The organism is Bacillus sp. AF23 (assembly GCF_020861455.1).
GTDB lineage: Bacteria > Bacillota > Bacilli > Bacillales > Bacillaceae > Bacillus > Bacillus halotolerans.
In genome coordinates this window covers 110,523-130,891 of sequence record NZ_JAJHVY010000012.1, presented here as the reverse complement: position 1 = coordinate 130,891, position 20,369 = coordinate 110,523, and the positions used below count along the sequence as shown (strand labels likewise).

Genomic DNA, 20,369 nt, shown 5'->3' with positions numbered 1-20,369 from the left:
TTCCTATAATGAAGAAAATTAACGGGGAAATGATGGAGGTGGCACGTTGCCTATTAATATACCTACACACCTGCCGGCAAAACAGGTGCTTGAGAGTGAACATATCTTTGTAATGGATGAAAGCAGAGCATTTCATCAGGATATCCGGCCGCAGAAAATTATTATTTTAAATTTAATGCCGAAAAAAATCCAAACGGAAACTCAGCTGCTCAGACTGCTTGGGAATTCGCCTTTGCAGGTTCATTTTACATTTTTAATCCCAAGCACTCATACACCGAAAAATACAGCAAGGGAACACCTTGATGAGTTTTATACGACATTCTCCAATATCCGTCATAAGAAATTTGACGGCATGATCATCACCGGTGCGCCGATCGAGCATTTGGCGTTTGAAGATGTTTCTTATTGGGAAGAGCTCAAAGAGATTATGGAATGGAGCAAAACGAATGTCACGTCAACCTTGCATATTTGCTGGGGTGCTCAGGCAGGTTTGTATTATCATTATGGCGTGGAAAAAACTGAAATGCCGAAAAAAATCTTTGGTGTGTTTGAACATACTGTTCTTTCCAAGCACGAAAGATTGGTAAGAGGTTTTGACGAGCTATACTACGTGCCGCATTCCCGGCATACAGATATAAATATGGAACAACTGCAAGCAGTGCCCGAGTTAAACATTCTTACTGCATCAAAGGAAGCTGGGGTTTGCTTAATTGTGTCAAAAGACGAAAAACAAGTCTTTTTAACAGGACACCCTGAATATGATACAAATACGTTGCTTCAAGAGTATGAAAGAGATCTGGAACGAAACCTTTCGACTGTCGAGGCGCCGAAACATTATTTCGCAGAAGACAGCAAAGAACCTGTCAATCGCTGGAAAGCACATGCGACATTATTGTTTATGAACTGGCTTAATTATTATGTTTACCAAGAAACTCCTTATGAATGGGACTAATTTTTCTTTTTAAAGTGATACGCTGAGCAAAAAATATGATAAAATACATCTGATTCAGTATGCGTATAACAAAAATTAAAAATACTGGAATCCGAATCTTTTAAAATTAGTTTAATTTTTTCACTGCATTAATAATTCGATTATGTATTTGTGTTATGTTTATGTATAGACAATAACTCCTTACGATGCATGAAGCTTGCTTGTTGTTGATTACATTGAGGTGAATTTACTTGAATACCAATAAAAGAGTATTAATTTTGACTGCAAATTACGGAAATGGACATGTACAGGTAGCCAAAACGCTTTATGAACAATGTGTACGTCTCGGCTTTCAGCATGTAACAGTTTCTAATTTGTATCAAGAGTCAAATCCGATTGTTTCAGAGGTAACTCAGTACCTTTATTTAAAAAGCTTCTCAATCGGAAAACAGTTTTATCGTTTGTTTTATTACGGAGTTGACAAAATCTATAATAAACGTAAATTTAATATTTACTTTAAAATGGGAAATAAACGATTGGGCGAACTTGTTGATGAACATCAGCCCGACATCATTATTAATACATTTCCGATGATCGTCGTACCCGAATACAGACGGAGAACAGGAAGAGTTATTCCTACCTTCAACGTTATGACTGATTTTTGCCTTCATAAAATTTGGGTTCACGAAAATGTGGATAAATATTATGTAGCAACAGATTATGTGAAGGAAAAACTGATTGAGATCGGGACCCATCCCAGCAACGTGAAAATTACGGGAATTCCGATCAGGCCTCAATTTGAAGAATCTCTGCCGGTTGAGCCGATTTATAAAAAGTACGATCTTTCGCCTGACAAAAAAGTGCTGCTCATCATGGCTGGCGCACACGGTGTATTAAAGAACGTAAAAGAGCTGTGCGAAAACCTTGTTATGGATGATCAGGTGCAAGTGGTGGTCGTATGCGGAAAAAATACGGCTTTAAAAGAATCCTTGAGCATACTTGAAGCAGAAAACGGCGATAACTTAAAGGTTCTCGGCTATGTAGAGCGAATTGACGAGCTCTTCCGGGTCACAGATTGCATGATTACAAAACCAGGCGGCATTACTTTGACAGAAGCCACTGCTATCGGTGTGCCTGTCATTCTGTACAAACCAGTACCCGGACAAGAAAAAGAAAATGCAAATTTCTTTGAGGACCGCGGAGCTGCCATTGTCGTGAACCGGCATGAAGAGATTCTCGAGTCTGTCACCTCCCTTCTTTCAGATGAAGATACCTTACAGCGAATGAAGAAAAATATTAAGAGTCTTCATTTGGCACACTCCTCTGAAGTGATTTTGGAGGATATTTTGAAGGAATCAGAAATGATGACGACCAAACAAAAAGCCAAGGCGCTTTCTTAACTGATGTTCTTGCAGGAGCACACGAAAAATCGTGTGCTCTTTTTATTTGCATTCACCTTTTCGTAAAAGCGGTTACATTTTTTTGAGAAATGTGCCCTTTTTTTGAAAAATAAGCAGTTTCGCAACTTGACGCGTGCTGCCAGATGGTGTATAGTTGAACCATCATTTAACAACGAAACGAAGTTAAATGATACAAAATTTTTTTTAGCACATGGGTGCTACAGTACTAGGAGGAATTAAGCAATATGCAAAACGGTAAAGTAAAATGGTTCAACAACGAAAAAGGCTTCGGCTTCATTGAAGTTGAAGGCGGAGACGATGTATTTGTTCACTTCACAGCTATCGAAGGAGATGGATACAAATCATTAGAAGAAGGACAAGAAGTTTCTTTTGAAATTGTCGAAGGTAATCGTGGACCTCAAGCTTCTAATGTTGTAAAACTCTAAACTCAATATAAGTTGACAAATAGAGGAGAGGCAAATGCCTCTCCTATTTGATTTTCATCTGAATTTCGATTGCTAAAATGTTTTGTTTGCACCTCTGCTCAATCTCTTCAATATGCTTTTCCATTGACGGCTTTCCTTTTTTCGCAATATCCGCAAGTTCTTCTAAATCATTGTATATTTCTATAAATGTTTTGTGAAGGATCGATTTTAAGTCTTTATCATCCATAGCTGCGCTCCCCTTCTCTACCAAGATACCTCAAATAGTAAAACAGACCTACTCATTCAGGTTCAATAGTTATATCGGCTTATTTTTTATTTTATTTTCTATTTTGGCACATAAATTTTAAAAAACTCTGCAAAATAGTTGCGGAGGTGTTTTTTTGTGAACTCAGAATTTCATGAAGAGGATCAGACTGGATTTACCGATAAACGGCAGCTGGAGCTAGCGGTGGAAACAGCGCAGAAAACGACCGGCGCCGCCACAAGAGGCCGAAGCTCAACATTACTCAATTCCGCATACCAAGCCATCGAGGACGCCAGAGAGCTTTCACTGTCTCAAGAACTGGCAGCTCTTGATGATCCTGAATTTATACAGCAGCAACAGCAGCTGTTAGATGCCTGTCAGCATCAGCTGGATGAATTTCAAAAATAAAACCGCAGCTTCTGCGGTTTTATTTTTTAGTGCTTGGTTAAGACATCTCCATATGATTTAAGCTTTTCACCCACTGTACATTTATTGATACAAAATGAATGTGCATATGTTTTGCCAAACTCCTTGCGAAACTGCTTCTTAATAAAACAGTCTTTGCAATATTCATCTTGCAGTTCTGTCAGTTCCTTATATATAGCTTTCTTATCCAATATTGTCATCTCCGTTACAGTCTAATTTCATGTGGCTTTCTACGAATTGATGAGATAGGATTTTTTTTGCGAGGCCGTCAGCTTCCTGATTTTCTTTGCGCTGTATCGTTTCGTATGTCGGACTCAGCTTTAATGATTCTAGTAGCGCTTCAATTTTATCAAGCCATTCATTATGGGAGGGATCATAGCAAGGCCAGCTGCCGTCAAGCTGATTCAGCACAACAAGAGAGTCCCCTCTGATCGTGATTGAATTTCTGCTAGCTCCGAGCTCTCTTACTTCTCTTATCGCTTCATAAAGAGCGGCATATTCAGCTTCGTTATTGGTTTTCAGACGGAAGCTTTTATTTTTTCTTAAACGGTGGCGCGTCCCTCCCAATGTATAATAAATGACGATTCCGAGCCCGGCCAGCTGGCTTTCCTTAGCGAAACTGCCGTCAAAATAAACGGTAATGTCATCAGGTTCATGCGCAAGCTCCTCAGTCAGCTTTTCTAATTCCTTCAGCGTCCAGCTGCCGCCCTTCTCATCTTCGAATTCAAGTTCCTTCATATAAGGAAAACGGCCGAGTTCCCTCGCGAGCATACGCGCTTCCTGAACAGTCAGCCAGTTTTCGCCCAAAAACGAGACAGGCCCTGTCCCTTTTGCTTCTATTTTCATGTGCGGTCTGAGATTCAATATAATCACCTTACCATTCATTAGTTGCCGGGCTTGTGCTATAATCAAACCATTCTTAACCCGGAAAGGAAGCTTCTTCATTTTGTTTAATAACTCTTTTTGGATCTTTTTTGCGATCATTCATTTTATCATTGTTCTTTTATTTTATAAAGGATTTGGCAAAATGGGTTTATTTGTGTGGATCGGCTTTGCAACAGTCTGTGCCAACCTTCAAGTCGTCAAAACGGTTGAACTGTTTGGCTTAACAGCAACGCTCGGGAATGTGATGTACGGTACAATCTTTTTTGCTACAGATGTGCTGAATGAAAAATATGGGCCAGCTGAAGCGAGAAAAGCTGTATGGCTCGGGTTTTCGACTCTCCTGACACTGACTTTTGTTATGCAGGGCGTTCTGCTTTTCGAACCCGCTTCGAGCGATATTTCACAAACAGCACTGGAAACGATTTTCGGTTTTCTCCCGAGAGTTGCTTTGGGAAGTCTGCTTGCCTTTATCTTCAGCCAAACACTGGATGTTTATGTATATTCGGCAATTAGAAGGATATTTCCTTCCGATCGGCTTCTATGGCTGAGAAACGGCGGCAGTACAGCAGTCAGCCAGCTGTTTGATACATTCATTTTTACCGGAGTCGCTTTTTTCGGCACATATCCGGCGGATGTTTGGCTTCATATTTTTATTTCTACATATTTGATTAAGTTTGCGGTATCTCTGATTTCGCTGCCATATGCTTATGCGGCGAAAAAAATGATTCCGAGTGACGAAAGGAGTACATGATGCCTACTGAAATATATGTTGACGGAGCGAGCGCCGGTAATCCAGGGCCTTCAGGCATCGGCATTTTTATCAAACATGAAGGAAAAGCAGAATCTTTCTCGATTCCAATTGGAATGCATACCAATCAGGAAGCGGAATTTCTGGCGTTAATTGAAGGCATGAAACTGTGTGCAGCGCGCGGGTATCAATCGGTCTCCTTTCGAACTGACTCGGATATCGTGGAACGCGCAGCCGATCTTGAAATCGTGAAAAATAAAGCGTTTCAGTCATTTGTCGAAGAAATCATCCGATTAAAAATGGCCTTCCCTCTTTTTTTCATCAAATGGATTCCGGGAAAGCAAAACCAAAAAGCCGACCAGCTGGCAAAAGAAGCGATTCGGATGAATGATAAGAATTAAATCAAGCTGAATGGTTCATCCTATTGATGAGGTGAACAAACATGAAAAAGAAAGATAAGGGCCGGCTGACCGGCGGTGTTTCCCCGCAAGGCGATTTAGAAGGAAATACGCATAATGACCCTAAAACAGAGCTTGAGGAAAGAGCTAAAAAAAGCAATACAAAACGCTAGAGAAGATCTTACACGATCTCTCTAGCGTTCAGTTTTTCAAGCATACGCTCTATTCCTTTGATCTGATGGCGGCGAAGCATGACAGCCGCCTGCTCCATTTTCAATGTAAAAACGGCTTCTGTCAGCGTACAGGCTAACGGCACAGAGCAGTTAATCTCAGCAAGCTTCCTCGAAATTTCCAGGTCGCTTAAACCTTGCTGAATTTTCCCCTGCTGTCCCTTTGGAAGAAGAGACAGATTCTCCAGCAAGTGGTCAATTGTTTCGTATTCACGGATCAGTTTATACGCGGTTTTTTCTCCAATGCCTTTTACTCCGGGATAATTATCACTGGAATCGCCCATCAGCGCTTTGATGTCAATTAAAGCCTTGGGAAGGACACCTGTTTCTTCGTAAAATACATCTTTTGTATACATTTTATAATTGCCGATTCCTTTTTGAAGCAGCGCAACGCTTACTTCGTCCGTTAACAGCTGAAGTAAATCCCTGTCGCCTGTTACGATCGTAATATCCGTTTCTCCAGAAAACAAAGCTGCAAGTGTTCCAATACAATCATCCGCTTCGTACCCGGCAAGGCCAATATTCATGATGCCAAGTTCAGCGGCCGCTTCCTTTGCCAGATCAAATTGCGGGATCAGCTCAACCGGCGGCTGGCTTCGGTTCGCCTTATAATCCTGAAACAGATCATTCCGGTACGTTTTGCTCCCCATGTCCCAGCAGCATACAACATGTGTAGGCTGAAATGTTTCCACGGCTGTGATTAAATGCTTCAAAAATCCGTTAACTCCGTTTGTCGGAACCCCGCTGTCATTTATCATAAAGTTGCGATGCACGGCTGTGGCGAAAAATGCCCTGAATAATAGAGCCATGCCGTCAACAAGCAATAATTTATTTTTCATATGATAACTCCTTTTTCTATCAGTCGATCTATTTTACCATAAGTGCCGCGAAAATAAAAAACAGCATCTCTGTATAGAGATACTGTTTTGCGGTTACATTAATCGTTGTGTCTTTTATTGCTGGCAATCAGCTTTTCAGCTTCGCGTCCTGCGTAAGAGTCGAAATGGGTTTGAAACCCGTTTTTCTTTTTGGCATTGTTATTGGCCTGTGCATTTCTGTTACCCAGCTTTGTTCTGCCCAACATAAATCCCCCCTTACGTCGGATACATATAGTATGCGCGTAACGGAGGATTTGCACTCGAGGCAGGATCATCCAGCTTATGTGCGGCTGACGTATTCTTTGACCATTTCTTTTGATACCAGACGTCTAGTCGGTACGATACCTTTCTTGGCCAGCTGATTCATCTTTTCTGTAATTTCATTAATGGCATCTGTTGAAAATGGCTCATCGTTTTTGCATTTAGCAACAGCTTCTTCAATCGCCATTTCACGAAGGTGTTCAAGCTGCATAAATGTTTTAATATGCTCGTGCTGTTTTGCAGAATGTGCAGAAATTGCTTTATGTACCTCTGACATCAATCGTTCATCTCGCTTTTTCTATTTAGTCTATCATGACTTGAAATGCAAGCCAACTGAATTTTTACATTTTGATTGTATCGCCTGTTCTCTGCCAAGAAATACATGCTTGATATGCATTTTCTATCTCTTTCACATGTTCCCCTTCTGCGTATCCTTTTACATACGTATCTCTTTGGCCCTCTATTTGCGCCAATGCTTTTTCCGCCATTCCATACTGCTGGTGTCTGACATATTCAGCATAATGAGATATAAGGCTTTCTTCTTCACTTTTAATCCAGGCCTCCGTTATTTTCATAAGCTTCGTCCGCACTGCTTCAATGAAGCCTGCTTTTCCTTTCTGTTCAAAAAACTGCTTCGGAGATTTGATTTGTTTTTGCTCCTGTTCAAAGGCACGTTCATCGATTTCAGGTTCAACTTCTTTGAGCTGTATGCTGTTAGAAAGCTGATCATCCGCATAAATGGAGAAATATCCGTCTTCTTCCAATGTTTTTTGACAGCTTTCCAGCCACTCTTCAGTGATATGCCGTTCGATGAAACCGCTCATTCGAATGTCGAGCGTTTTGATCTCCTGAATATATTCAAATTGATAATCATGTAATGCGCTTTTCATCGCTGCACTGATATTCTTTTTCCAATCTCCATTTTGAAGACCCGGATGAAACGCTGATTTTAACAAATCATTCGCAAAAAAGGACAAACGCTGTGTAATATGATAAAGCTGCTCCCTTGTATCCTTTTTTACTTTCTCAATAATGGTTTCTGAATTGCGGCGTTCCTTGATATCAGCAGCTGCCCGCTCAAACGATAACAGAAGGCGCTGTTTTTGCGCTTCCTTTTCTTCTTTGGACTGATGCTGAGATTGATGAAGCTGTAAGACCGTCTCACATAGTTTGTCTGCTTCTGAGCTGAGCTGTGCCGCAGCCGCTTTCTTTACATCGACCTCAATAAACTGGTCTAAATGTGCTCTTACTTTTGAGAACTGATTATGATACGTTTCCGTTTTTCCTAAGAGCTCTTCTTTACTTGACACGTAAAAGAGCTGCGGATCATGTATTCCTTCTTTTAAAAGCTCTGATCTGACATAATCCGTGACCGTTTCGAGCTCTGCTTTATCTTTCGCAAGATCAGCGGCATTAATGACAAAAAACATTTTATCCATGCTGAGCGATTCTTTCACGAGTCCCAGCTTCCGTAAAAAAGAGCGGTCTCCTTTCGAGAAAGAATGCTGATAGTAGGTCATGTAAAAAAACGCATCGGCATCCTTGATATATTGAAACGCAAGTTCTGTATGCCGTTTATTCAGACTGCTGGCTCCAGGTGTATCAACGATCGTAATCCCTTTTTCAGTCAGCGGGCTTTTATAATAAACGGTCACTTCCTTTACAGCACAAGCCGTTGTCTCCTCAGCTACATACGGTTTTAATTCGGAGAGCGGAATGGTTAATATCTTTTGGGCCTGAATATATTGCTGATATTTTTCATATGCAAGCAGGAAATGACTGATCATGTTGATTTGTTCTTCTTGCAGACGCTCTTTTTTGATTGCCTTTTTCCATTTTTCCGCAAATGACCGTCCTTGTGGTTCCTCTTGCATTCCTGTGAGCTGCATGATTTCAGCCGTTATGTCATCCTCCGTCTTAAACATGACATCCGCTGTTTTGTGGGATTTGCCGTTTACCGGTTTCGTTATTTTGTTAATCGTTGCTGTTGTCGGTGTCGGTGATGACGGCAGCACTCTTTCACCAACCAGCGCATTGGCAAATGAGGATTTTCCTGAACTGAATCCGCCAAATAGAGCAAGTGTAAATTTTCGGTCTTCCAGCCTTTTAATCCTTTCACGAAAAGCTGAGGTTTGTTTGGACAGCATACGATATCCGCCCAATAGATCAGACAGTGTGTAAAAGCGTTTTATCTGATCTTGAAGCGGGAGCTCTTTCCCGCTTTTCACTTTCGTTTTTAGCGTCTGCTGCTTTATATGCTGTGCTTGGCTTTGTTTCTGTTCTGGAGCCTCGACCTTTTTTTTCTTCGTTCTAAACCAGTCCGGATCTATGTTTATTGGACTTGCAGGCTTCTCTTCCCAGATCGCCCACATCCGGTCAGCTTTCTCACGGGCATGTTGTTCATGACTGGCCTGTTCCTGAAGATAAGCCAGCTTTTCCGATTCCTGCGCGAGCCGGCCATTGATCGATTCCTGTACTTTAGAAGTACTCTCTTTTACCGTGGCGGTAAGTGTTTTGATGATGTCTGACGCTTCAGCTTTCGCCTCTTTACGGATCAGCTCTGCCAAATCTTTTGTATATTGCAAGACATATTCAGAAGAAAATGCTGCACCTTGCTTGACTGCGCGTTCAATGATATCAATATGAAGCGGCGTGCGATAAGTCTGGATCAGCTTTTCACTTTCAACTGATTGAATACCAAATCCCTTGGCGAGTTTATGCAAAATATCTATGATATGCCAATCCGCTTCAGCTTCCGTTCTTTTTTTCACATCAGAGAAAAACTCATTTCTCCTTTTTTCTCTTTCCTGTGCAGTCTTTGCTTTAGAAAAGAAAAAACCGGTCTTAAAAGAGGGCTCACGTGATTCTAAGTAAGCTGCTGCCAGTTCACGCATTTCAAAAGGCGTCAAATTAGCGTTTCTTAAAATTCGATTGACTTCCTCCTGCATCGTGCTTTCTGCCTTAATCGGTTTATTTGCTGCTTCGGTTGATTGAAGCTGCAGGGAATCCACCAGCCGTGCTTGCTTTTCAAGCTGTTCTCCGGAACTTGGACTGTCCGTATCCTCTTTCATGAGCATCTCTGTGTGCTCTCTCAGTAAATTCTGTACTTTTTGTTCAGTAATGGAATGCAAATTTCTTTTTGACTGCTGTTCGATTCTTTTTAACTCTTTTCGCAGGATACCGATTTGATTGAATGGGTGATTCGGATCCGTCACCGACGTGAAAAAGAGTGCATCCTTTGGAATGCCTTCTTGACAAAGCATCTCCTCCACTTGCGCTTTGTAATCTTCAAAGCGTGTCTCAGTCTCATCATGTCTGTCAATTTGATTAACGATAAAATAGACATTCGGAATGCTGTCTTTGATTGACCTAAGAAACAGTACATTTTCCTCAGAGTGGACATGGTTATAATGAACGACGTAAAACAGCGCATCTGCCTGGTGAAGAATAGATGCCGCCGATAAAAAATGAGCCTCATCTGTTGAGTCAATCCCGGGGGTATCAATATACGCAACTCCGGGTTCGATTTCAGTATACCGGTCAAAAATTTCTACGGTTTCAATCTGCTCCCCATCCTTGCAATATTGCTGCACCTTGTCCTTATGATAGGCACCCTCCAGCTTCGCACACGCTCCGTCTGTTGTATGAAGACGAACTCGCGTTTCTCCGTTTCTGATCACAACAAGGTTAGCGCTGGTCGGAATTGGACTTGTCGGCAGAATATTCTCCATTAACAGGCAGTTCAGCAATGACGATTTCCCCGCTGAATAATGCCCTGTAAACGCGATATAAATTTCTTCATCTGCGGCTTTTTTAACAACTGAAGCCAGTTTAGCCGCCCTTTTTTCATCCTGGTTCTCAATCAATTGTTTATAAAGTGCCCCAGTTTTGTACAAAAGTTCTTGTCTGCTGCGTTCTGTCATAAGTCTGAACCCCTTTGTGCCGTTTCAATTATGAATCTTTTTTGAAAGATCTGAATAAATCCCACTTCCATTTTACACAAGAATGACCCAAATTTCTTTAAGAGAATAGAAAAAAAGCTGCCGAAGACGGCAGCTTCTATAAAAGAAAATCTGCAACTTTTTTATAAGTTCCAGATTCTTCAAACAGATTTATTAGAGATTCCTTTCAATACAAAACCAATTAATACACTATATGTACAAACTGCCCCAAGCAAAAACAGCATTGTCATTTGCTTCACCATCCTGATTGAGAATCTTTTTCAAGTTCATTCTAACATGGATGAGAATGATATTCAATCTCTATTTTGCTGTATACTCTCGTAATGCTTGCTCCTCTGCACGTATTCTGACAGACAGCATAACGGCATTTAAAAGTGAAAACAGACACATGGTAAAGTACGCTTGATACAAGAGCGGAATCAGGATGATTTCTAATACAACAACCGTATAGTTTGGGTGCTTCAGCCATTTGTAAGGCCCTTTTTTGACAAGTTCAACACCCGGAACAACAAGAATTTTTGTATTCCAGTATGCCCCCAAGGAACAAAGCGCCCAATATCGAATCGCCTGTACTGCCAATATAGCCGCTGCTATGCCTGACCACCAGTTTGAAGGCTGTTTGTGCAGCAGCAGTACTTCGGCAATTAAAGACAGAAAAAAAAGAATGTGCATGGTGATGATATACGGATAATGTCCCTCTCCGCATTCTATCGCCCCTTGTTTTTTCACCTTTTGTTCGTTTCGTCTCGCCACAGCCATTTCCGCTGCTCTTTGAGCAGTGAGCACAGTGATTAGCATCCAAAACATGAGTTACGCCCCCTTTTCCCAGCTGAACAGCAACAATTCTGATGAAAATCCCGGCCCCAATGCACCGATCAGCCCCCGTTCTGCTTCATTTTTGCTTCCGCTCTGCAGATGGTGGTCGATTACATACAGAATTGTGGCTGATGACATATTTCCGTGTTTTTTAAGGATAGTTTGCGAAGACGCAAGCTGCTCAGGTGACAGTTCAAGACATTTAATGTATGCATCAATGACTTTTTTTCCGCCTGGATGAGCCAGAAAGACCGTAATATCACTGAATGAAAGCTGATGTCCATTCAAAAAAGCCTGGACATTTGTCTTCAGCCATTTTTCAACCAAAGTCGGAATATCCCTTGAAAAAATGACTTTGAAACCATGATCGGTAAAGTCCCAGCCCATAACATCTTCAGATTGTTTCATCAATACAGATTGCGAATCCGATATATTCGGCAAAAGCTGCAGCTTTGTCAGCCGGCGGTCAGCCTTTTCCCCGCATAATAATGCCGCTGCAATGCCGTCGCCAAAAAGTGAGGTGCCGATCAAATTGCTTTTCGTTTTATCTTCAGGCTGAAATGTCAGACTGCACAGCTCAGCAGCAATGACAAGAACAAAAGCCTCCGGATACGCTTTACAGTACTCAGCAGCGCGCGCAAGTCCGCTCGCCCCTCCTGCACAGCCAAGTCCCCAAAGCGGAATTCGCTTCGTATAAGGAGAAAACGGGAGTTCATTCATCAGCCGCGCCTCAATGCTTGGTGTGGAAAGGCCCGTGCTGGAGACGAAAAAAACAGCATCCACTTTTTCATAAGGAATGGGTTCTTGAAGATAAGCTGCATTTGCGAGACACGTTTGAACAGCACTGACGCTATGCCTGAGTGTTTCCTCTATATAAATTTGATTTTTTTCTTCGAAGCTGTGCCCTTCTTTATACCATTCAATCGGTCTCACAAATTGTCTCGATTCAATTTGCCCGTTTTTAAAGGAGGTTAACAGCCGTTCTATATCTTTAAAGGAATGCTGAAACATATATCTGGCAAACTCCGCCGCCTTTTCTTGATCCACATCATTCTCAGGAAGACTTGTCCCGATCGACAAAACAAACGCCATATGATCACCTCTTAGCATACATTGTGCCGCAACTTTCTTTTTTATATGCAAAAAACTCCGCCGAAGCGGAGTTTACACTGCTGTTTTTTGCTGATTGACATCAGCTTTCTGTTCTGTTTTTTCAGTTTTCGAAAACATATTATATATCACATTCAAGACAACAGCTGTAAAGCTGCCGGCAACAATGCCGTTTGTTGTAAGAAGTGTTAAGGCACTTGGAAGCTGTTTAAATATATCCGGCACAACTGTTACACCGAGCCCAAGCCCCACTGAGCAGGCAACGATCAGCAGATTTTCCTGCTTTGCAAAATCAATTCGGCTGAGCATTTTGATGCCATAAGCAATGACCATTCCAAACATGGCCACCATCGCTCCGCCTAACACGGCAGATGGAATGATTGTCGTAAAAGCAGCAATTTTGGGAAACAGGCCAAAAGCCATTAGAAGCACGCCTGTCGCCACAATCACTGTTTTTTTCTTGATTCCTGTCAGCTGGACAAGACCGACGTTTTGAGAAAATGCAGTGTAAGGAAATGCGTTAAATATACCGCCCAGCAAAACAGCCAGTCCTTCTGCACGATATCCTCTGGATAAGTCCTTTTCTGACAGACGGCGGTTGGTCAGATCGCCTAAAGCAAAGTAAACGCCCGTTGACTCCACAAGGCTGACGATGGCAACGATGGACATTGTAATGATAGGGGCCGCATGAAAAGACGGTGTGCCGAAATAAAACGGCTGAATCATTTGCAAAAAGGCAGCGTCTGAAACATGATCAAACTGAACTTTCCCCATAAAATACGCAATAAATGTTCCGATCAAAATACCGATCAAAATGGAGATGGACTTGATAAATCCTGTTGTAAAGCGGTAGAGAAGCACGATGATGCTCAAAACGATAAAAGCGAGAGCGAGATTAGAAAGATCACCGAAGTCTGGACTGCCTTCCCCGCCGGCTATATTATTCATGGCCACCGGCATAAGCGTAATGCCAATGATGGTAACGACAGAACCTGTAACAACAGGCGGAAAAAACGAAACGAGTTTTCCAAAGAAAAAAGAAATGAGAATCACAAGAATACCTGAAGCGATAATACTTCCATAAACAGCGGAAACCCCATATTCGGAGCCTATCGCAATCATTGGTGACACAGCGGTAAATGTGCAGCCAAGCACAACTGGAAGACCGATGCCGAAAAACCGATTGCTCCAAACTTGGAGAAGTGTAGCAACACCGCACATAAAAATATCAATCGACACCAAGTAGGTCAGCTGCTCCGCCGTCAGCCCCATCGCCTTCCCCACAATCAGGGGAACGACAATGGCGCCGGCGTACATGGCGAGTACATGCTGGATCCCCAGTGACAGCGTTTTGCCGAATCCGTTTTTCATGAACGAACCTCCTGTACAAAGGATACTTTTCCTTTTTCTAAAGATTCAATTCTTGCCAAAGATTCCACCCGATAGCCAAGCTTCACAAGTTCTTCTCTTCCCGGCTGAAACGATTTTTCAATGACAATGCCAAGTCCCGCGACAGAAGCTCCAGCTTGCTGTACGATCGATACCAGCCCAAGTGCGGCTTGTCCATTTGCCAAAAAGTCATCAATAATCAAAACGCGATCCTGACCTGACAGATGATTTCCTGATACTGCGATTTGGCTTTCTGTTTGCTTCGTAAAGGAATAAACAGACGATGTCAGCAAATTGTCAGTGAGCGTTAAAGACTTATGTTTTCTCGCGAATACGACTGGCACACCCATTTGTAAACCAGCCATTACGGCCGGAGCAATTCCGGATGATTCGATTGTAACAATTTTTGTTACTCCGTCTTTTTCAAATCTGGCGGCAAACTCGTCACCGATTTTCTTCATGAGCAGCGGATCAATTTGATGATTTAAAAAAGCATCCACTTTCAATACCTGATCTGATAAAACGACGCCCTCTTCCTCTATTTTTCGTTTCAGTGCTTCCATCCTGTCATACCTCCGTTTAGATAATAAAAAAAGCATTACCCGCTCAAAACAAAGAGCAAGCAATGCTGAAATAACAAAAAACCGTACACGTCCGGTCTCATTGCTCACTCATAGTCGGACATTTACGGTGCCCGGTAGAAACTTGCGTGCCATATCCACGCGATTATATGAGTGTTCCTATTATATTGTTACAAATTATATCAAGATTCTAAGGTCTTGCATAGACAAAAATAAAAATTTCCGAACTTTAATTCTTTTTTTGGAAAAATCATTCGTTTTTTTATGAATATTTCGATAATAAATTGAGCCTGACGTTTGAAACGCCAGGCTTTTTCATTAAGATAAATACAGATTTGAGTATTTATTTTGCAAATAATCAATCAGGTAGCGTACATTCAGTTCTTCACCTGTTGCTTCTTTAATAATGTCTAATGGCTTTTTCCGTTTTCCGTGAATATGCACTTTTTCCGTCAGCCACTGTTTAATCGGATGAAACTCCCCTCTTTCCAAGAGAGTATCAAATTCAGGCAGATCATCAAGCATTTTATGTTTCAGCTGTGCTGCATACATATAACCAAGTGCATACGATGGGAAGTAGCCAAAATCTCCACCCGCCCAGTGAACATCCTGCAGGATTCCCTCTGCATCCCCAGAAGGAGTAATACCTAAATAATCCTGATATTTTTGATTCCAAAGTGAAGGCAGTTCTTCCACAGATACTTCATTGCTGAAAATCGCTTTTTCAATTTCATAACGAATAATAATATGCAAAGGATACGTCAATTCATCCGCTTCAACTCTGATTAATGAAGGTTTTGATTCGTTGACAGCCCTAACAAAATCATCAAGCGATATGTTGCCGAACTGTTCAGGAGACGCTTCTTGTATTTTCTGATAGTATGGTGTCCAGAAATGCTTGTTGCGTCCAATAAAATTCTCGTAAAACAATGATTGAGATTCATGAATTCCCATTGAAGCACCGTCTGATAAATTCGTCCCGCTCAGCGCTTCGTCGATATTTTGCTCGTAGATCGCGTGACCGCATTCATGAATTGTGCCGAAAATAGCTGTCCGGAAATCTTTTTCATCATATCTCGTCGTCACCCGAACATCCCCGCGGTTCATTGTTGTCGCAAATGGATGAACGGTTTCATCAAGCCTTCCGCCGTCAAAATCGTAGCCGAGCTCTTGCAGGAAATAAAGGCTGAGTTCTTTTTGTTTTTCCTTAGGGAACACTTCACTGATAAAGCTTGTATTCGGTTTATTCTCTGAGGCTGACACTTGTTTGATAAGAGGAATGATTGCTTCTTTCAGCTCAGAAAACAGCTGATCAAGCACCTTGACCGTCACACCTGGTTCAAACAAATCAAGCAATGCATTATAAGGATGCTCTTCATAACCCCAATATTCAATAAATCGTTTATTGTATTCGACCAGCTCCTCCAAATAAGGGGCAAACAAGCTGAAATCAGATTTTCCTTTCGCTTCCTCCCAAGCTGTTTCAGCCTTTGAGCAAAGAATAACATATTCCCTGTATTCTGCTTCAGGAATTTTTTTGTTTTCTTCATACTCTTTTTTTGCCAGCTCTACAGCCTTTTTCGTATCTTCAGCCAAATCATCAAACCGTTCATAAAGCGCGTCAATAAGCTCCTTCATCCGATCTGATGTCTGGATATTGAATATATCTGTCGAAAGCTGACCGATGCTTTCAGCGCGGTCCTCTGAGCCGTTTTTCGGCGCGCCTGTTCTGGAGTCCCAATGCATCAATGCAACCGCTTCACTATAATGTGAGATTCTTTTTAAAAGATCAAAAAATTCCTTTTCGTATGTATGTATCTCCATATCCATTCCCTCCCTATTCTAGCCGTTCCATTACAGGCTACTGGAAGGGTGTTTGAAAGTCAAATTGTTTGTATAAAAGGCTGCCGGCCTAGTCATCGGCAGCCTTCATCACTCAGTTTATCGGCATTTGATTGTTTGGCGGCGGTGTTTTTCGTTTTTTTGCATTGATTTTTTTATCCGCCCACACTGTTGCCAGAGGTGTTAACAAAGAGGTGACAATAACGCTTGTCGCAATGATTGCAGTTGCCGATTCAGCAACGGGTGCAAACGCAGAATTCGCTTCCGCTAAGGCGTATGGCACGGCGACGGCCGCTCCCGCTGTTGATGAAGCTGCCACCCCCGCGACACCATCTCCCCGGGCAATGAAACGATCAAGCAAATACAAGGAGCCGCCGGATAAGATGACAACAGAGACACCGACCAAAATGCCTAATAACCCTGACTGAATCAGCATTCCGAAATTCAAAGTATTCCCAAGTGAAAATGCAAAAAACGGAATGATTGCCGGCACTACCTTGCTGAATAAGTCTCTCAGATCATGATCAAGATTTCCAAGTATGCAGCCGAGCAAAAACGGGATGACTGTTGCCGCCAGCGTTTCCCACGGAAAAGCAGCCAGTCCGGTAACACCGAATGTAACCATGGTCATAAAAGGTCCAGATTCTGTACTGATAAACGCGAATGCGCCGGCATCTTCTTTTCTGCCCATATGATTCATGAGCGCCAAATAGAGGCCGCCGTTCGTTTCATTCATCACTGCAACAATGGCTAGAACAGAAAGACCTGCAAAGAATCCGGATTGGATGCCTTCATCGGGTATAAATTGAGCCGCAATCACACCGAGCAGTGCCGCAAACCCGATCTTTCCCAATAATAAGGTAATCCCTTTTCTCGCAATATAGCCTGAAGAACGGAAATCAATCGTCGCTCCAACGCAAAAGATAAAAACGCCTAGTATGGGAAGGGTTCCTGTAATAAGCGCACCCGTAAACCCTCCAAAAAACTCTGCTGTTCCAGGCGCAAACGTATTAAGCGCTGCTCCCAGAAACAGCGGAATAATCATCATTCCGCCAGGTACCCGTTCAATTGTCGCTTTGATTTTCATATATATTCTCCCATCCTCCGGTTATGGAAAAACAATACCCCTTATGTGGCTACACTTGGAAAACAGCCTGTAAATCCTCTTTTGAACAGCTTTCCAGCTGGCTTCCGACTCCGACGGCACCTGCCCCTGCCTTGAGCCATTCCGGAACCTCAGACGGATGGATCCCGCCAGTCGGTATAAAAGTAACCTGCGGAAAAGGGCCCGCTAAATTTTTCATAAAAGGGATGCCGAATACACCGCTTGGAAACAGCTTTAATGTAGTAAATCCGCATGTCAACGCTTTCATAATTTCGCTCGGTGTCAGTACGCCAGGGATATAATGCGTCTTCATAAACGATAGGTGCTCAGCAAGATCTGTTGAAAAACCCGGACTGACAATAAATTGTGCTCCTGCTTCCGCAGCTTCTCCCGCCTGCTGCGCAGTAATGACCGTGCCCGCACCGATTAAGACATCTTCCTGATTTCTGTAGGAGTCAATAATAGCAGAAGCTCCAGGTGTCGTATAAGTGACTTCAATTGCCCGAATCCCTTTATCTATCAAACTCTCAATCTGCTGACAGGCCTGCTGTTTATCCTTTGAACGAATGACTGCAATCAATCTGGCTTCTTTCAGACGGTTTTCTACTACATTGGACTCCATATTAACAATCCCCTTTCTTGTGGTGAACTGTTCTTTGAGCAGATAAAAATGCGGCTAGTTTTTCCCTTGTCGGCAAACCGTCCATGTCCCCGGGTGCCTGAACTTGCAATGCGCCGATCGCATTCCCCCTTTGCACTGCATCCTTGTACGGCAAGCCATCAAGGATTCCGCTGATGACGCCAACAGCAAACCCGTCTCCGGCGCCGACTGTGTCAACAACCTGATCAATCCGGAAGCCTTCTGTATATCCTTCACTTTCCTTTGATTTAAAGTAAGCGCCTTCTTTCCCAAGTTTAATAGCGACAAAGCTGGCCCCTTTTTTCAGATAAAAATCTGCAATGCCTTCAGGCGTTTTTTCGCCAGTCAGTAGCTCTCCCTCTGCGATTCCAGGGAAGAACCAATCCGCAAGTCCCGCCAAATCATTAATCGTATGTGCCATTGTTGCTTGATCAGGCCAAAGTGCGGGTCTTAGGTTAGGATCTAATGAGATGGTTTTTCCAGCCTGTTTCATGTCTTTCATCACATAATAGGCGAATTCTTTCATATCGGCGGACAAAGCCGGGGGAATACCTGTCACATGCAGATGGTCTGCGCTTTGAAAATAGTCTTTTGGGTATTCAGCAGCTGTTAAAGTGCTTGCAGCCGAATTCTTCCTGTAATAGGTTACCTCAGGATCGCCTTCTTTCACTTTAGACTTTAGCAGCAGCCCCGTTGGATTGCCATCCTGAGACCGGATCACGCGAGACACATCCACTCCCTCTTTTTTCAGCTCCTGAAGAATAAATGTTCCGAGCTGATCATTGCCGACTTTGCTCATCCAGCCCATTTGAAAGCCAAGTCTGGCCAGGCCGCAAGCCACATTGCTTTCTGCCCCGGCCAGTCCTTTTGAGAATGTGGAAGCTTCATGAAGGCCTCCGTACTCATTTGCGTAAAACATGGCCATCGATTCGCCGAAAGTAACCGCATCAAGCTTCATTTCCCAACCTCCCCTTAGTTGAGGGCACTTTGGATTAAAGTGACTTTCTCATGATGACTTTTGCCTCTAATTCAATGGTTTGAGGCGCTCCCTCGTCACCTTCAATCCTTTTTAAAACGCGTTCCATCGCCGTCTTGCCCATATCATGTGACGGCTGGGCGATTGTTGTAATGCCCGGGCCGATGAGTTTATACCATTCCGTATCATCGAATCCGGCAATCCCCGTATCTTCGGGAATGCGCAGCCCTATTTCTTCCATACAGCTAATAATTTTCAGCATAATCAAACCATTTAAAGCAAGAATCGCTTTTTTTTGCTCAGGCATCTCATTCATAAAAGAACGCAGCGCCTTCTCAAGCTGCTCTTTGTCTTTGACGTCAATTTCATACATTCGCCTGAGTCCATTCACATTTCGCACCGCAGCAATCTCCTGATAAACAGCCGCTCTTTCCGCCCGGGGGCTGATGGATGCAATCGGTTCGGTAAACAGCGCGACATCTGTGTACCCTTTGCTGTAAATCTGCTGAAGGATCTCTTCAGTGATTCTTCTGTTGTCAGTCGTTACGGTATCCAGTTTCAGATCCGGCAATTTGCGGTCAATTAATACTGTCGGCACCTGCTGTTCGGCAAAGGAATATAAAATATCCTTGTTTTCCCCGGTTGCATTCAAAATCAGCCCTTCTACAGAGTGTGCTTCGAGCTTTAACAGCATTTCCCGTTCTTTTTCAGGACTGTTATCAGTGTTGCACACCATTATGCTGTAGCCATATTGATCACAAACCTCTTCTACTCCCCTAAGTGCTGCGACTGAAAAGGGATTTGTAATGTCGGCTACAACAAATCCGATTAATTTGCTTTTTTTTATTTTCAAGCCTTGTGCCATTTTACTCGGCCGATAATTCAATTCAGTGATTGCCTTTTTTATGTTTTTTACCTTTTCAGGAGAAATCGCGTCAATTTTCCCGTTAATATAACGAGAAACGGTTGATTTTGATACTCCTGCAAATTCAGCTACGTCTTTGATGGTGATATGGCCTGTTGTTTTCTTTTTCATTCAAGTGCTCCTGTATCGTCTTATAATTTGAAACCGATTTCAAAACCGTTACAACACAAGAATAC

The 20,369-nt window shown here is 42.6% G+C and carries 24 protein-coding genes, 1 pseudogene and 1 riboswitch; of the genes and pseudogenes, 8 read left to right on the top strand and 17 right to left on the bottom strand.

What is annotated here, in order from left to right:
- Nucleotides 1–46 precede the first annotated feature (46 nt).
- The 4 genes and pseudogenes from metA to cspD all read left to right on the top strand — a co-directional run bounded on the left by metA (nt 47) and on the right by cspD (nt 2,777).
- Nucleotides 47–952, top strand: coding sequence for a homoserine O-acetyltransferase MetA (gene metA, locus LNN34_RS04315; RefSeq protein ID WP_024121799.1), 906 nt, complete (start codon nt 47–49; stop codon nt 950–952).
- A 230-nt stretch (nt 953–1,182) separates the two neighbouring features.
- Nucleotides 1,183–2,331, top strand: coding sequence for a diglucosyl diacylglycerol synthase (locus tag LNN34_RS04310; RefSeq protein ID WP_044155455.1), 1,149 nt, complete (start codon nt 1,183–1,185; stop codon nt 2,329–2,331).
- A 102-nt stretch (nt 2,332–2,433) separates the two neighbouring features.
- A pseudogene (locus LNN34_RS04305) lies at nt 2,434–2,561 on the top strand (hypothetical protein).
- Between the two features lie 15 nt (nt 2,562–2,576).
- Nucleotides 2,577–2,777 carry a cold-shock protein CspD gene (gene cspD / locus LNN34_RS04300; protein WP_003230776.1) on the top strand — a complete coding sequence of 67 codons (201 nt, stop codon included), beginning with the start codon at nt 2,577–2,579 and terminating at the stop codon, nt 2,775–2,777.
- Nucleotides 2,778–2,820: 43 nt separating this feature from the next.
- On the opposite strand, the gene degR is transcribed toward cspD, so the two are convergent.
- Nucleotides 2,821–3,003 (bottom strand): transcriptional regulator DegR, encoded by a 183-nt coding sequence (gene degR, locus LNN34_RS04295; RefSeq protein ID WP_010334663.1) that lies wholly within the window; start codon nt 3,001–3,003, stop codon nt 2,821–2,823.
- A gap of 156 nt (nt 3,004–3,159) precedes the next feature.
- Between degR and LNN34_RS04290 the strand changes: the two genes are divergently transcribed.
- Complete coding sequence (locus LNN34_RS04290) at nt 3,160–3,429, top strand: DUF2564 family protein (protein WP_059352467.1); 270 nt, start codon at nt 3,160–3,162, stop codon at nt 3,427–3,429.
- Nucleotides 3,430–3,455: 26 nt separating this feature from the next.
- Here LNN34_RS04290 and LNN34_RS04285 read toward each other — a convergent pair whose 3' ends face one another.
- Nucleotides 3,456–3,638 (bottom strand): zinc-finger domain-containing protein, encoded by a 183-nt coding sequence (locus LNN34_RS04285; protein ID WP_024121802.1) that lies wholly within the window; start codon nt 3,636–3,638, stop codon nt 3,456–3,458.
- Nucleotides 3,631–4,311, bottom strand: coding sequence for a ribonuclease H family protein (locus LNN34_RS04280; RefSeq protein ID WP_229042802.1), 681 nt, complete (start codon nt 4,309–4,311; stop codon nt 3,631–3,633). The genes LNN34_RS04285 and LNN34_RS04280 overlap by 8 nt, the downstream gene beginning before the upstream one ends.
- An 82-nt stretch (nt 4,312–4,393) precedes the next feature.
- Here LNN34_RS04280 and LNN34_RS04275 point away from each other — a divergent pair, with 82 nt between their 5' ends.
- Genes LNN34_RS04275 through sspL form a run of 3 tightly spaced genes read left to right on the top strand, consistent with a single transcriptional unit; the run spans nt 4,394 to nt 5,651 of the window.
- Nucleotides 4,394–5,083 (top strand): queuosine precursor transporter, encoded by a 690-nt coding sequence (locus tag LNN34_RS04275; RefSeq protein ID WP_024121804.1) that lies wholly within the window; start codon nt 4,394–4,396, stop codon nt 5,081–5,083.
- Nucleotides 5,083–5,481, top strand: coding sequence for a reverse transcriptase-like protein (locus LNN34_RS04270; RefSeq protein WP_024121805.1), 399 nt, complete (start codon nt 5,083–5,085; stop codon nt 5,479–5,481). Before LNN34_RS04275 ends, LNN34_RS04270 begins: the two co-directional genes overlap by 1 nt.
- Before the next feature lie 41 nt (nt 5,482–5,522).
- Nucleotides 5,523–5,651: a small, acid-soluble spore protein L gene (gene sspL / locus LNN34_RS04265; RefSeq protein ID WP_010334670.1), complete on the top strand. Its 129-nt coding sequence runs from the start codon at nt 5,523–5,525 to the stop codon at nt 5,649–5,651.
- 8 nt (nt 5,652–5,659) lie between these two features.
- On the opposite strand, the gene LNN34_RS04260 is transcribed toward sspL, so the two are convergent.
- From LNN34_RS04260 to LNN34_RS04195, 14 genes are all read right to left on the bottom strand, one after another.
- Entirely contained in the window at nt 5,660–6,547 is an 888-nt protein-coding gene (locus LNN34_RS04260) for a 5'-3' exonuclease (protein WP_229042801.1), read from the bottom strand.
- A 98-nt stretch (nt 6,548–6,645) separates the two neighbouring features.
- On the bottom strand, nt 6,646–6,792 hold the full coding sequence (locus LNN34_RS04255) for a hypothetical protein (protein WP_003230761.1): 147 nt from the start codon (nt 6,790–6,792) through the stop codon (nt 6,646–6,648).
- A gap of 74 nt (nt 6,793–6,866) precedes the next feature.
- Nucleotides 6,867–7,124, bottom strand: a complete 258-nt coding sequence (locus LNN34_RS04250; protein WP_044155446.1) for a YpbS family protein — start codon at nt 7,122–7,124, stop codon at nt 6,867–6,869.
- A gap of 64 nt (nt 7,125–7,188) precedes the next feature.
- Nucleotides 7,189–10,770, bottom strand: a complete 3,582-nt coding sequence (locus LNN34_RS04245) for a dynamin family protein (RefSeq protein ID WP_202647419.1) — start codon at nt 10,768–10,770, stop codon at nt 7,189–7,191.
- A gap of 179 nt (nt 10,771–10,949) precedes the next feature.
- Nucleotides 10,950–11,039 (bottom strand): Fur-regulated basic protein FbpC, encoded by a 90-nt coding sequence (gene fbpC / locus LNN34_RS04240; protein WP_100069434.1) that lies wholly within the window; start codon nt 11,037–11,039, stop codon nt 10,950–10,952.
- A gap of 70 nt (nt 11,040–11,109) precedes the next feature.
- The gene (locus tag LNN34_RS04235) at nt 11,110–11,616 is read right to left on the bottom strand and encodes an isoprenylcysteine carboxyl methyltransferase family protein (protein ID WP_059336600.1); all 507 of its coding nucleotides are present in this window, start codon (nt 11,614–11,616) and stop codon (nt 11,110–11,112) included.
- Nucleotides 11,617–11,619: 3 nt separating this feature from the next.
- On the bottom strand, nt 11,620–12,717 hold the full coding sequence (locus tag LNN34_RS04230; protein ID WP_059352465.1) for a type III polyketide synthase: 1,098 nt from the start codon (nt 12,715–12,717) through the stop codon (nt 11,620–11,622).
- Nucleotides 12,718–12,789: 72 nt separating this feature from the next.
- Complete coding sequence (pbuX, locus tag LNN34_RS04225) at nt 12,790–14,106, bottom strand: xanthine permease PbuX (RefSeq protein ID WP_229042800.1); 1,317 nt, start codon at nt 14,104–14,106, stop codon at nt 12,790–12,792.
- A complete protein-coding gene (gene xpt, locus LNN34_RS04220; RefSeq protein WP_229042799.1) occupies nt 14,103–14,687 on the bottom strand; it encodes a xanthine phosphoribosyltransferase in 585 nt (194 codons plus the stop codon). The genes pbuX and xpt overlap by 4 nt, the downstream gene beginning before the upstream one ends.
- Nucleotides 14,688–14,778: 91 nt before the next feature.
- Nucleotides 14,779–14,878, bottom strand: a riboswitch (purine riboswitch).
- A 145-nt stretch (nt 14,879–15,023) separates the two neighbouring features.
- On the bottom strand, nt 15,024–16,529 hold the full coding sequence (locus LNN34_RS04215) for a carboxypeptidase M32 (protein WP_099043187.1): 1,506 nt from the start codon (nt 16,527–16,529) through the stop codon (nt 15,024–15,026).
- Nucleotides 16,530–16,641: 112 nt separating this feature from the next.
- Nucleotides 16,642–17,634, bottom strand: a complete 993-nt coding sequence (gene kdgT / locus LNN34_RS04210; protein WP_044155406.1) for a 2-keto-3-deoxygluconate transporter — start codon at nt 17,632–17,634, stop codon at nt 16,642–16,644.
- Between the two features lie 49 nt (nt 17,635–17,683).
- A complete protein-coding gene (gene eda / locus LNN34_RS04205; RefSeq protein WP_059352460.1) occupies nt 17,684–18,274 on the bottom strand; it encodes a bifunctional 4-hydroxy-2-oxoglutarate aldolase/2-dehydro-3-deoxy-phosphogluconate aldolase in 591 nt (196 codons plus the stop codon).
- Nucleotide 18,275: 1 nt separating this feature from the next.
- Entirely contained in the window at nt 18,276–19,250 is a 975-nt protein-coding gene (kdgK, locus tag LNN34_RS04200; protein ID WP_059336606.1) for a 2-dehydro-3-deoxygluconokinase, read from the bottom strand.
- A gap of 34 nt (nt 19,251–19,284) precedes the next feature.
- Nucleotides 19,285–20,304: a LacI family DNA-binding transcriptional regulator gene (locus tag LNN34_RS04195; protein ID WP_202647422.1), complete on the bottom strand. Its 1,020-nt coding sequence runs from the start codon at nt 20,302–20,304 to the stop codon at nt 19,285–19,287.
- Nucleotides 20,305–20,369 lie beyond the last annotated feature (65 nt).